The organism is Escherichia sp. E.sYA108, assembly GCF_011754335.1.
Lineage (GTDB): Bacteria > Pseudomonadota > Gammaproteobacteria > Enterobacterales > Enterobacteriaceae > Escherichia > Escherichia coli.
Genome location: NZ_JAAQVZ010000001.1, coordinates 4,220,408 through 4,233,273 on the forward strand (window position 1 = coordinate 4,220,408; position 12,866 = coordinate 4,233,273).

12 protein-coding genes are annotated in these 12,866 nt (G+C 53.1%); 8 read left to right on the top strand and 4 right to left on the bottom strand.

What is annotated here, in order from left to right; translation table 11 throughout:
- The first annotated feature begins 93 nt into the window (after positions 1-93).
- Positions 94-3,000, top strand: coding sequence for an RNA polymerase-associated protein RapA (gene rapA / locus HBM92_RS20220; protein WP_001117001.1), 2,907 nt, complete (start codon positions 94-96; stop codon positions 2,998-3,000).
- Positions 3,001-3,011: 11 nt separating this feature from the next.
- Positions 3,012-3,671, top strand: a complete 660-nt coding sequence (gene rluA, locus HBM92_RS20225) for a bifunctional tRNA pseudouridine(32) synthase/23S rRNA pseudouridine(746) synthase RluA (protein WP_000525208.1) — start codon at positions 3,012-3,014, stop codon at positions 3,669-3,671.
- A 117-nt stretch (positions 3,672-3,788) separates the two neighbouring features.
- Here rluA and djlA read toward each other — a convergent pair whose 3' ends face one another.
- Positions 3,789-4,604: a co-chaperone DjlA gene (gene djlA, locus HBM92_RS20230; protein ID WP_001200560.1), complete on the bottom strand. Its 816-nt coding sequence runs from the start codon at positions 4,602-4,604 to the stop codon at positions 3,789-3,791.
- A 254-nt stretch (positions 4,605-4,858) separates the two neighbouring features.
- On the opposite strand from djlA, the gene lptD reads away from it, so the two are divergent.
- Genes lptD through apaH form a run of 6 tightly spaced genes read left to right on the top strand, consistent with a single transcriptional unit; the run spans position 4,859 to position 11,594 of the window.
- Positions 4,859-7,213: an LPS assembly protein LptD gene (gene lptD / locus HBM92_RS20235; RefSeq protein WP_000746170.1), complete on the top strand. Its 2,355-nt coding sequence runs from the start codon at positions 4,859-4,861 to the stop codon at positions 7,211-7,213.
- Positions 7,214-7,265: 52 nt separating this feature from the next.
- Positions 7,266-8,552, top strand: coding sequence for a peptidylprolyl isomerase SurA (gene surA / locus HBM92_RS20240; protein WP_000800457.1), 1,287 nt, complete (start codon positions 7,266-7,268; stop codon positions 8,550-8,552).
- On the top strand, positions 8,552-9,541 hold the full coding sequence (pdxA, locus tag HBM92_RS20245) for a 4-hydroxythreonine-4-phosphate dehydrogenase PdxA (protein WP_000241229.1): 990 nt from the start codon (positions 8,552-8,554) through the stop codon (positions 9,539-9,541). Before surA ends, pdxA begins: the two co-directional genes overlap by 1 nt.
- Entirely contained in the window at positions 9,538-10,359 is an 822-nt protein-coding gene (gene rsmA, locus HBM92_RS20250) for a 16S rRNA (adenine(1518)-N(6)/adenine(1519)-N(6))-dimethyltransferase RsmA (RefSeq protein ID WP_001065363.1), read from the top strand. The genes pdxA and rsmA overlap by 4 nt, the downstream gene beginning before the upstream one ends.
- A 2-nt stretch (positions 10,360-10,361) precedes the next feature.
- A complete protein-coding gene (gene apaG, locus HBM92_RS20255) occupies positions 10,362-10,739 on the top strand; it encodes a Co2+/Mg2+ efflux protein ApaG (RefSeq protein WP_000610901.1) in 378 nt (125 codons plus the stop codon).
- Between the two features lie 6 nt (positions 10,740-10,745).
- Positions 10,746-11,594, top strand: a complete 849-nt coding sequence (apaH, locus tag HBM92_RS20260) for a bis(5'-nucleosyl)-tetraphosphatase (symmetrical) ApaH (RefSeq protein WP_000257182.1) — start codon at positions 10,746-10,748, stop codon at positions 11,592-11,594.
- Here the strand turns inward: apaH and HBM92_RS20265 are convergent.
- The 3 genes from HBM92_RS20265 to folA form a co-directional block, all read right to left on the bottom strand.
- On the bottom strand, positions 11,591-11,905 hold the full coding sequence (locus HBM92_RS20265; protein ID WP_001160966.1) for a CcdB family protein: 315 nt from the start codon (positions 11,903-11,905) through the stop codon (positions 11,591-11,593). The genes apaH and HBM92_RS20265 overlap by 4 nt on opposite strands.
- 2 nt (positions 11,906-11,907) lie before the next feature.
- On the bottom strand, positions 11,908-12,141 hold the full coding sequence (locus HBM92_RS20270) for a type II toxin-antitoxin system CcdA family antitoxin (RefSeq protein ID WP_000125566.1): 234 nt from the start codon (positions 12,139-12,141) through the stop codon (positions 11,908-11,910).
- Positions 12,142-12,226: 85 nt separating this feature from the next.
- A complete protein-coding gene (gene folA / locus HBM92_RS20275) occupies positions 12,227-12,706 on the bottom strand; it encodes a type 3 dihydrofolate reductase (protein WP_000624375.1) in 480 nt (159 codons plus the stop codon).
- Positions 12,707-12,866: the final 160 nt, after the last annotated feature.

Here is a 12,866-nt window from a genome sequence, read left to right on the forward strand (position 1 = left end):
CTTTCCATTCCTGGACCTGAATAACACCACTACCTCATAAGCACGGTAGCGGGTGGTTATTGCCTGCAATTAAAGATATAGAGCCGAACACATATGCCTTTTACACTTGGTCAACGCTGGATCAGCGATACAGAAAGCGAATTGGGACTTGGAACCGTTGTCGCGGTGGATGCGCGAACTGTCACTTTACTTTTCCCATCTACTGGTGAAAACCGTCTGTACGCACGCAGTGATTCCCCCGTGACCCGCGTGATGTTCAACCCTGGTGATACCATTACCAGCCATGACGGCTGGCAGATGCAAGTCGAAGAAGTAAAAGAAGAAAATGGCTTGCTGACCTATATCGGTACTCGCCTTGATACTGAAGAGTCCGGCGTAGCCCTGCGTGAAGTTTTCCTTGATAGCAAACTGGTGTTCAGCAAACCGCAGGACCGTCTGTTTGCCGGGCAGATTGACCGTATGGACCGCTTTGCGCTGCGTTATCGCGCGCGTAAGTATTCCAGCGAACAGTTCCGTATGCCGTACAGCGGCCTGCGCGGTCAGCGTACCAGCCTGATCCCCCATCAGCTCAACATCGCTCATGATGTTGGTCGCCGCCACGCGCCGCGCGTCCTGTTGGCTGACGAAGTGGGTTTAGGGAAAACCATTGAAGCCGGGATGATCCTGCATCAGCAACTGCTCTCTGGCGCTGCTGAACGTGTGCTGATTATCGTCCCGGAAACCTTACAGCATCAGTGGCTGGTAGAAATGCTGCGCCGTTTCAACCTGCGCTTTGCGCTATTTGATGATGAGCGTTATGCCGAAGCTCAGCACGATGCTTACAACCCGTTCGACACCGAACAGCTGGTTATTTGCTCGCTGGATTTTGCCCGTCGTAGCAAACAGCGTCTGGAACATCTCTGTGAAGCCGAATGGGATCTACTGGTGGTCGATGAAGCGCATCACCTGGTGTGGAGCGAAGATGCGCCGAGCCGTGAATATCAGGCCATTGAACAACTGGCAGAGCACGTGCCCGGCGTTCTGCTGCTGACCGCAACCCCGGAACAACTGGGGATGGAAAGCCACTTCGCCCGTCTGCGTCTGCTGGACCCGAACCGTTTCCACGATTTTGCGCAATTCGTTGAAGAGCAGAAAAATTATCGTCCGGTTGCGGACGCCGTTGCCATGCTGCTGGCTGGTAACAAACTCAGCAATGACGAACTGAACATGCTCGGTGAGATGATCGGCGAGCAGGATATCGAGCCGCTGTTGCAAGCAGCAAACAGCGACAGCGAAGATGCCCAGAGCGCCCGTCAGGAACTGGTTTCGATGCTGATGGATCGCCACGGTACCAGCCGCGTGCTGTTCCGTAACACCCGTAACGGTGTGAAAGGCTTCCCGAAACGCGAGCTGCATACTATTAAGCTGCCACTGCCGACGCAGTATCAGACCGCTATTAAAGTCTCCGGCATTATGGGCGCACGTAAAAGTGCGGAAGATCGCGCTCGCGATATGCTCTACCCGGAGCGTATTTATCAGGAATTTGAAGGCGATAACGCCACCTGGTGGAACTTCGATCCGCGCGTTGAGTGGCTGATGGGCTACCTGACCAGCCATCGCTCTCAGAAAGTGCTGGTGATCTGCGCCAAAGCGGCCACTGCGCTGCAACTGGAGCAGGTACTGCGCGAACGTGAAGGTATTCGCGCCGCAGTGTTCCACGAAGGCATGTCGATTATCGAACGTGACCGCGCTGCCGCCTGGTTTGCCGAAGAAGACACCGGCGCACAGGTACTGCTGTGCTCGGAAATCGGTTCTGAAGGACGTAACTTCCAGTTCGCCAGCCACATGGTGATGTTTGACCTGCCATTCAACCCGGATCTGCTGGAGCAGCGTATTGGTCGTCTGGATCGTATCGGTCAGGCGCACGATATTCAGATCCATGTGCCTTATCTGGAAAAAACGGCTCAGTCGGTGCTGGTGCGCTGGTATCACGAAGGTCTGGATGCATTCGAGCACACCTGCCCGACCGGACGCACTATCTACGATAGCGTGTACAACGATTTGATTAACTATCTGGCCTCGCCGGATGAGACCGAAGGCTTTGACGATCTGATCAAAAACTGCCGCGAGCAACATGAAGCGCTGAAAGCACAGCTGGAACAAGGTCGTGACCGCCTGCTGGAAATCCATTCCAACGGTGGCGAAAAAGCCCAGGCACTGGCAGAAAGCATTGAAGAGCAGGATGACGATACCAACCTGATCGCCTTCGCCATGAACCTGTTCGATATTATCGGTATCAATCAGGACGATCGCGGCGACAACATGATCGTGCTGACGCCGTCCGATCATATGCTGGTGCCGGACTTCCCTGGCCTGTCGGAAGATGGCATCACCATCACCTTCGACCGTGAAGTGGCGCTGGCGCGTGAAGATGCACAGTTTATTACCTGGGAGCATCCGCTGATCCGCAACGGTCTGGATCTGATCCTTTCTGGCGATACCGGTAGCAGCACGATTTCACTGTTGAAAAACAAAGCGTTGCCGGTAGGTACGCTGTTGGTGGAACTGATTTATGTGGTTGAAGCCCAGGCTCCGAAGCAGTTGCAGCTCAACCGCTTCCTGCCACCGACGCCGGTACGTATGCTGCTGGATAAAAACGGCAACAACCTGGCGGCGCAGGTAGAGTTTGAAACCTTTAACCGCCAGCTTAACGCGGTTAACCGTCACACCGGCAGCAAGCTGGTTAACGCCGTGCAGCAGGATGTTCACGCTATCCTTCAGCTGGGGGAAGCGCAGATCGAGAAATCTGCCCGTGCATTGATTGATGCAGCGCGTAACGAAGCCGACGAAAAACTGTCTGCCGAGCTGTCTCGTCTGGAAGCGCTGCGTGCAGTTAACCCGAACATTCGTGACGACGAACTGACCGCCATTGAGAGCAACCGTCAGCAGGTAATGGAAAGCCTGGATCAGGCAGGCTGGCGTCTGGATGCCCTGCGTTTGATCGTTGTGACGCATCAGTAACGGAGCCGAAGATGGGGATGGAAAACTACAATCCGCCGCAGGAACCCTGGCTGGTTGTCCTGTATCAGGATGACCATATTATGGTGGTCAACAAGCCGAGCGGTTTGTTGTCTGTGCCGGGGCGTCTGGAAGAGCACAAAGACAGCGTGATGACGCGCATTCAGCGTGATTATCCGCAGGCAGAATCGGTGCATCGTCTGGATATGGCTACCAGCGGCGTGATTGTAGTGGCGCTGACCAAAGCCGCGGAGCGGGAGTTAAAACGCCAGTTCCGCGAGCGCGAGCCGAAAAAACAGTATGTGGCCCGCGTCTGGGGGCATCCATCCCCTGCGGAAGGTCTGGTGGATCTGCCGCTGATTTGCGACTGGCCAAACCGCCCGAAACAGAAAGTCTGTTACGAAACAGGTAAACCTGCGCAGACGGAGTATGAAGTGGTGGAATATGCGGCGGATAACACGGCAAGAGTGGTGTTAAAACCGATTACCGGGCGTTCGCATCAGCTGCGTGTGCATATGCTGGCGCTGGGTCATCCGATTCTCGGCGATCGTTTTTATGCATCACCAGAAGCGAGAGCAATGGCACCACGTTTGTTGCTACATGCAGAGATGCTGACGATTACCCATCCGGCGTATGGCAATAGTATGACATTTAAAGCACCAGCGGATTTTTAATAGTCACGCTGGCGAAGTTCGGTAGGCCGGAGAAGGCGTTCACGCCGCATCCGGCAATTTTGCGCCGATTGCCTGATGCGACGCGGGCCGCGTCTTATCAGGCCTACACGTTGAAACTTATTTAAACCCTTTCTGCTGCTTTATCAGCTCATAGGCCTGCTGAATTTCCTGCGCTTTCTGCTTCGCCATCTCCATCATCTCTGGCGGCAAACCTTTCGCCACCAACTTATCGGGATGGTGTTCACTCATCAGCTTACGGTAGGCACGTTTGATGGTGGTCGCATCATCCGTCGGCTTCACGCCCAGCACATTACAGGCATCTTCCAGCGTCGGGCCACGCTGCGCTTGCTGCCAGTTACCACCGCCAGATTGCTGCTGATAACCGCCGCCAAACTGTGCACCGCCCTGCATCATGCGCAAAAACTGGTCAAACTGAGCGCGGGAGATCCCTAATTCTTCAGCAATGACATACAGCACCGCCCGTTCATTCGGGTGCAGTGAACCATCAGCAAACGCCGCCTGAATCTGGATCTCCAGAAACATACGAATTAAGTCAAAACGACCAAAGCAGACACTGCGAAACTGGCGCATCTTTTCGCGCAGCGGGTAATTGTCTGATTTTCCCACCCGGAACGCATTTTGCGCCGCAGTACGGGAAGCGCCATGAAGGTTCATTCGGTCCATCAACTGGCTGGCGATATGAATATCAGCTTCCGTGACGCGACCTTTGGATTTGGTTAAATGCCCCATCACTTCAAAAGTGGTGGCAAAAAACAGCGCCTGACGCTCACGCTGGTTGGCGAACCACGCCATTTTACGGCTACGGGCTTTATCAAACATATGGCCAATTAACAGGCCCAATACTACGCCCCAAAAGCCGCCGCCCATTATTAAGGCCACGGCCACGCCAATGATTTTTCCCCAATACTGCATATATTCCCCAAATCGACACACGGATATCAGGGCTATCTCCCACAATATAAAGGCGCTTTTACCCATTTCTGGCTGCGGTCTATTGTGAGACATCGCCTATAATTTGCATTATCATACCTGTCATTCAATGCCGTGCCTAACACCACAGACGCTATTCGGACAGGATTAACACTAGCGTAGAGATGACGAGTACGTTAGTCTCTGACCGTTTGTCACGCGCAACGTTACCGATGATGGAACAATAAAATCAACGTATGAAAAAACGTATCCCCACTCTCCTGGCCACCATGATTGCCACCGCCCTTTATAGTCAACAGGGACTGGCAGCCGACCTCGCCTCACAGTGCATGTTGGGCGTGCCAAGCTATGACCGTCCTCTGGTACAGGGCGATACCAATGACTTACCCGTGACTATCAATGCTGACCACGCGAAAGGGGACTACCCGGATGACGCCGTGTTTACTGGCAGCGTGGATATCATGCAGGGTAACAGCCGTCTGCAGGCCGACGAAGTGCAGCTCCATCAAAAAGAGGCACCAGGACAACCGGAGCCGGTACGTACCGTTGATGCGCTCGGTAATGTCCATTACGACGATAACCAGGTGATCCTCAAAGGGCCGAAAGGCTGGGCGAATCTGAACACCAAAGATACCAACGTCTGGGAGGGTGATTACCAGATGGTGGGTCGCCAGGGTCGCGGTAAAGCGGACCTGATGAAACAACGTGGCGAAAACCGCTATACCATTCTGGATAACGGTAGCTTTACCTCCTGTCTGCCGGGTTCTGACACCTGGAGCGTGGTAGGTAGCGAAATTATTCATGACCGCGAAGAACAAGTTGCGGAGATCTGGAACGCCCGCTTTAAGGTGGGTCCGGTACCGATCTTTTATAGCCCGTATTTGCAGTTGCCGGTGGGTGACAAACGTCGCTCTGGTTTCTTGATCCCGAACGCCAAATACACCACCACCAACTACTTTGAGTTCTACCTGCCATATTACTGGAACATCGCGCCAAATATGGATGCCACCATCACGCCGCATTATATGCATCGTCGTGGCAACATCATGTGGGAGAACGAATTCCGCTACCTCTCCCAGGCGGGCGCTGGCTTGATGGAACTGGACTATCTGCCTTCAGATAAAGTCTATAAAGATGAACACCCGAACGATGACAGTTCACGTCGTTGGTTGTTCTACTGGAACCACTCCGGGGTCATGGATCAGGTGTGGCGTTTCAACGTCGACTACACCAAAGTCAGCGATCCTAGCTACTTCAATGACTTCGATAACAAATACGGTTCCAGTACCGACGGCTACGCAACGCAAAAATTCAGCGTTGGCTATGCGGTGCAAAACTTCAATGCCACCGTTTCAACCAAGCAGTTCCAGGTCTTCAGCGAGCAGAACACCAGTAGCTACTCGGCAGAGCCGCAGTTAGACGTTAACTACTACCAGAATGATGTTGGTCCGTTTGATACGCGTATTTACGGCCAGGCAGTGCACTTTGTTAACACCAGAGATGACATGCCAGAGGCGACTCGTGTTCACCTGGAACCGACCATCAATCTGCCGCTCTCTAATAACTGGGGCAGCATCAATACTGAAGCGAAGTTGCTGGCAACCCATTATCAGCAAACCAATCTTGACTGGTATAACTCCAGAAACACGACCAAGCTGGCAGAGTCCGCTAACCGTGTAATGCCGCAGTTCAAGGTAGACGGTAGAATGGTCTTCGAGCGTGATATGGAAATGCTGGCGCCGGGCTATACCCAGACACTGGAACCACGCGCGCAGTATCTGTATGTGCCATATCGCGATCAGAGCAAAATCTATAACTACGACTCGTCTCTGCTGCAATCTGACTACTCCGGCCTGTTCCGGGACCGGACTTACGGCGGTCTTGACCGTATTGCCTCCGCTAACCAGGTGACGACCGGTGTCACATCTCGCATATATGATGATGCTGCCGTTGAACGTTTTAATATTTCCGTTGGTCAAATCTACTATTTCACGGAGTCTCGCACTGGCGATGACAACATAACATGGGAGAATGACGACAAAACGGGCTCACTGGTATGGGCAGGCGATACTTACTGGCGCATCTCTGATCGTTGGGGATTGCGTGGCGGGATTCAGTACGATACACGTCTGGATAACGTAGCGACCAGTAACTCCAGCATTGAATACCGTCGGGATGAAGACCGTCTGGTACAGCTGAATTACCGTTACGCCAGCCCGGAATATATTCAGGCAACGCTGCCTAAGTACTATTCCACTGCTGAGCAATATAAGAATGGTATTTCGCAGGTAGGAGCCGTCGCCAGCTGGCCAATTGCCGATCGTTGGTCCATTGTTGGGGCCTACTACTACGACACCAATGCGAACAAGCAAGCCGACTCTATGTTAGGTGTGCAATACAGCTCCTGCTGCTATGCGATTCGCGTCGGTTACGAGCGGAAGCTGAACGGTTGGGATAACGATAAACAACATGCGGTATATGACAACGCAATCGGCTTTAACATCGAACTTCGCGGCCTGAGCTCCAACTACGGTCTGGGTACGCAAGAGATGCTGCGTTCGAACATTCTGCCGTATCAAAACACTTTGTGATTTGTTGATTTACCACGTAATCCGCAGTGCGGTTAATTGAAATGGAAAAAGTATGAAGAACTGGAAAACGCTGCTTCTCGGTATCGCCATGATCGCGAATACCAGTTTCGCTGCCCCCCAGGTAGTCGATAAAGTCGCAGCCGTCGTCAATAACGGCGTCGTGCTGGAAAGCGACGTTGATGGATTAATGCAGTCGGTAAAACTGAACGCTGCTCAGGCAAGGCAACAACTTCCTGATGACGCGACGCTGCGCCACCAAATCATGGAGCGTTTGATCATGGATCAAATCATCCTGCAGATGGGGCAGAAAATGGGAGTGAAAATCTCCGATGAGCAGCTGGATCAGGCGATTGCTAACATCGCGAAACAGAACAACATGACGCTGGATCAGATGCGCAGCCGTCTGGCTTACGATGGTCTGAACTACAACACCTATCGTAACCAGATCCGCAAAGAGATGATTATCTCTGAAGTGCGTAACAACGAGGTGCGTCGTCGCATCACCATCCTGCCGCAGGAAGTCGAATCCCTGGCGCAGCAAGTGGGTAACCAAAACGACGCCAGCACTGAGCTGAACCTGAGCCACATCCTGATCCCACTGCCGGAAAACCCGACCTCTGATCAGGTGAACGAAGCGGAAAGCCAGGCGCGCGCGATTGTCGATCAGGCGCGTAACGGCGCTGATTTCGGTAAGCTGGCGATTGCTCATTCTGCCGACCAGCAGGCGCTGAACGGCGGACAGATGGGCTGGGGCCGTATTCAGGAGTTGCCGGGGATCTTCGCCCAGGCATTAAGCACCGCGAAGAAAGGCGACATTGTTGGCCCGATTCGTTCCGGCGTTGGCTTCCATATTCTGAAAGTTAACGACCTGCGCGGCGAAAGCAAAAATATCTCGGTGACCGAAGTTCATGCTCGCCATATTCTGCTGAAACCGTCGCCGATCATGACTGACGAACAGGCCCGCGTGAAACTGGAACAGATTGCTGCCGATATCAAGAGTGGTAAAACGACTTTTGCTGCCGCAGCGAAAGAGTTCTCTCAGGATCCAGGCTCTGCTAACCAGGGCGGTGATCTCGGCTGGGCTACACCAGATATTTTCGATCCGGCCTTCCGTGACGCCCTGACCCGCCTGAACAAAGGTCAAATGAGTGCACCGGTTCACTCTTCATTCGGCTGGCATTTAATCGAACTGCTGGATACCCGTAATGTCGATAAAACCGACGCGGCACAGAAAGATCGTGCATACCGCATGCTGATGAACCGTAAGTTCTCGGAAGAAGCAGCAAGCTGGATGCAGGAACAACGTGCCAGCGCCTACGTTAAAATCCTGAGCAACTAATGGTTAAAACCCAACGTGTTGTGATCACTCCCGGCGAGCCCGCCGGGATTGGCCCGGACTTAATTGTCCAGCTTGCACAGCGTGAGTGGCCAGTCGAACTGGTTGTTTGTGCCGATGCCACTCTCCTTACCGACCGGGCAGCGATGCTCGGTTTGCCGCTCACCCTCCGCCCTTATTCCCCCAACTCCCCTGCACAACCGCAAACTGCGGGCACATTAACGCTACTTCCTGTCGCGCTACGTGAATCTGTCACTGTGGGGCAGTTAGCAGTTGAAAATGGGCACTATGTGGTGGAAACGCTGGCGCGAGCGTGTGATGGCTGTCTGAACGGTGAATTTGCTGCGCTGATCACAGGCCCCGTGCATAAAGGCGTCATTAACGACGCAGGCATTCCGTTTACCGGTCATACCGAGTTTTTCGAAGAGCGTTCGCAGGCGAAAAAAGTGGTGATGATGCTGGCGACCGAAGAACTTCGCGTGGCGCTGGCAACGACGCATTTACCGCTGCGCGATATCGCAGATGCTATCACCCCTGCCCTTTTGCACGAAGTGATTGCTATTTTGCATCACGATTTGCGCACCAAATTTGGTATTGCCGAACCGCGCATTCTGGTCTGCGGGCTGAATCCGCACGCGGGCGAAGGCGGTCATATGGGTACGGAAGAGATAGACACCATTATTCCGGTACTCAACGAGCTGCGGGAACAGGGGATGAAACTCAACGGGCCGCTGCCTGCCGATACCCTGTTTCAGCCGAAATATCTCGATAACGCCGACGCCGTGCTGGCGATGTACCACGATCAGGGTCTTCCCGTGCTAAAATACCAGGGCTTCGGGCGCGGTGTGAACATTACGCTGGGCCTGCCCTTTATTCGCACATCAGTGGACCACGGCACCGCGCTTGAACTGGCGGGACGTGGTAAAGCCGATGTCGGCAGTTTTATTACGGCGCTTAATCTCGCCATCAAAATGATTGTTAACACCCAATGAATAATCGAGTCCACCAGGGCCACTTAGCCCGTAAACGCTTCGGGCAAAACTTTCTCAACGATCAGTTCGTGATCGACAGCATTGTTTCTGCCATTAACCCGCAGAAGGGCCAGGCGATGGTCGAAATCGGCCCCGGTCTGGCGGCATTGACCGAACCGGTCGGCGAACGTCTGGACCAGCTGACGGTCATCGAACTTGACCGCGATCTGGCGGCACGTCTGCAAACGCATCCATTCTTAGGCCCGAAACTGACGATTTATCAGCAGGATGCGATGACCTTTAACTTTGGCGAACTGGCCGCGAAAATGGGCCAGCCGCTGCGTGTTTTCGGCAACCTGCCTTATAACATCTCCACGCCGTTGATGTTCCATCTGTTTAGCTATACTGATGCCATTGCCGACATGCACTTTATGTTGCAAAAAGAAGTGGTGAATCGTCTGGTTGCAGGACCGAACAGCAAGGCGTATGGTCGATTAAGCGTCATGGCGCAATACTATTGCAACGTGATCCCGGTGCTGGAAGTACCGCCGTCAGCCTTTACACCACCACCCAAAGTGGATTCCGCCGTCGTGCGCCTGGTTCCTCATGCAACGATGCCTCACCCGGTTAAAGATGTTCGCGTGTTGAGCCGCATCACCACTGAAGCCTTTAACCAGCGTCGTAAAACCATTCGTAACAGCCTCGGCAACCTGTTTAGCGTCGAGGTGTTAACGGGAATGGGGATCGACCCGGCGATGCGAGCGGAAAATATCTCTGTCGCGCAATATTGCCAGATGGCGAACTATCTGGCGGAGAACGCGCCTTTGCAGGAGAGTTAACGATGATCAATTCGCCCCGAGTGTGTATTCAGGTTCAAAGCGTCTACATTGAGGCCCAATCTTCACCTGATAATGAACGTTACGTTTTTGCTTATACCGTAACCATACGCAATCTGGGGCGAGCGCCAGTGCAGTTGTTGGGGCGTTACTGGTTGATCACCAATGGCAATGGCCGTGAAACCGAAGTCCAGGGCGAAGGAGTGGTTGGCGTCCAGCCACTTATCGCGCCTGGCGAAGAGTACCAGTACACCAGCGGTGCAATCATTGAAACCCCGCTGGGCACCATGCAGGGTCACTACGAAATGATCGATGAAAATGGCGTCCCTTTCAGCATCGACATTCCCGTATTCCGACTCGCCGTTCCCACACTCATTCATTAAAAGAATATGGCGACATACCTTATTGGCGACGTTCATGGTTGTTACGATGAACTGATCGCATTGCTGCATAAAGTAGAATTTACCCCTGGGAAAGATACCCTCTGGCTGACGGGCGATCTGGTCGCGCGCGGCCCGGGTTCGCTGGATGTTCTGCGCTATGTGAAATCCTTAGGCGACAGCGTACGTCTGGTGCTGGGTAATCACGATCTGCATCTGCTGGCGGTATTTGCCGGGATCAGCCGCAATAAACCGAAAGATCGCCTGACACCGCTGCTGGAAGCGCCGGATGCCGACGAGCTGCTTAACTGGCTGCGTCGCCAGCCTTTGCTGCAAATCGACGAAGAGAAAAAGTTGGTGATGGCCCACGCCGGGATCACGCCGCAGTGGGATCTGCAGACCGCCAAAGAGTGCGCGCGCGATGTAGAAGCGGTGCTGTCGAGTGACTCCTATCCCTTCTTCCTTGATGCCATGTACGGCGATATGCCAAATAACTGGTCACCGGAATTGCGGGGGCTGGGAAGACTGCGTTTTATCACCAACGCCTTTACCCGTATGCGCTTTTGCTTTCCAAACGGTCAACTGGATATGTACAGCAAAGAATCGCCGGAAGAGGCCCCTGCCCCACTGAAACCGTGGTTTGCGATTCCTGGCCCCGTCGCTGAAGAGTACAACATCGCCTTTGGTCACTGGGCATCGCTGGAAGGCAAAGGTACGCCGGAAGGTATTTACGCGCTGGATACCGGCTGCTGCTGGGGTGGTACATTAACCTGCCTGCGCTGGGAAGATAAACAGTATTTTGTCCAGCCGTCGAACCGGCATAAAGATATGGGTGAGGGAGAGGCGGTAGCGTCTTAAATCCCGTCGAGCATAAAATCTAATGCTCCTTTAATCAACGTTCGGTGCGCGCTGGCATCGCAAAATTTCGTTCCCAGCGCGTTAACTGGAACAGTTGCAGTCTCATGCGTCATGAGCACATATTCTTTGCCGTCTACCAGTAAAAGGATTGGGTTAAGCCGTTCTGGTGGGCGAATACGGCTAAATCGTTCAATAGGTGTTAATGGAATAACGATACGGCGATTAATCTCACCAATAATGTCGCTGGTAACATCAATAACAAAGGGAAACGCGGCGTTCCTGCCGCGACTGCGGTATACCGTAAATTGCATCGCTAGAAGCTCCGGTACTCATCAGAGAAACATCCGGTTTCATCAGCCAATTGATTTAACGCAGCGATAGCTTCTGCGTTCTCTTCACGCCAACGTGTTGCTGCATGTTTTTTAAGTTCAGCATTGAGCGCAACCGTAAGGGTGGCGCTCATATTTAAGCCTGCATCACGAGCGCGATTGACTAACTCACGGTCGACGGTGACGGTCACACTTTGTGTGGTACGTTTTGCAGTCATGATCTCGTGCTCCTGTACAATTTATACGTCTAGTATACACGGATATCTGCACGTATCAGTGATGCCGGAATTCTAATATACAAAATTACCGCCGCTCCAGAATCTCAAAGCAATAGCTGTGAGAGTTCTGCGCATCGGCATCGTGGAATTCGCTGAATACCGATTCCCAGTCATCCGGCTCGTAATCCGGGAAATGGGTGTCGCCTTCCACTTCCGCGTCGATATGCGTCAGATACAGTTTTTGCGCTTTCGGCAGGAACTGCTCATAAACGCGACCGCCGCCAATCACCATGATTTCTGGTACGTCACCACACGCCGCAATGGCTTCATCCACCGACTTCACCCACGTTACGCGATCGTCCGTACCCGGTTGACTGCTGAGGATAATATTTTTGCGTCCTGGCAACGGACGACCGATGGATTCCCAGGTATGGCGGCCCATAATCACGGGTTTATTTAAAGTGTTGCGTTTAAACCAGGCGAGATCGGCAGGCAGGTTCCACGGCATGGCGTTTTCCATGCCGATAACGCGATCTACCGCTAACGCCGCAATCAGACTGATCATTGAGATTTCCCGATAAAAAAAATTGTCGCCACTATACGTAAAGCGTAAACCGTCGTCGACTGGTGCGAGGATGATGTTGAGGAAAATTTTATATTCTGCTGGCGAGTCCACGCTCTCTCCCTGGACTCGCCGCATTACAATGAAACAAAAACAAACAGTT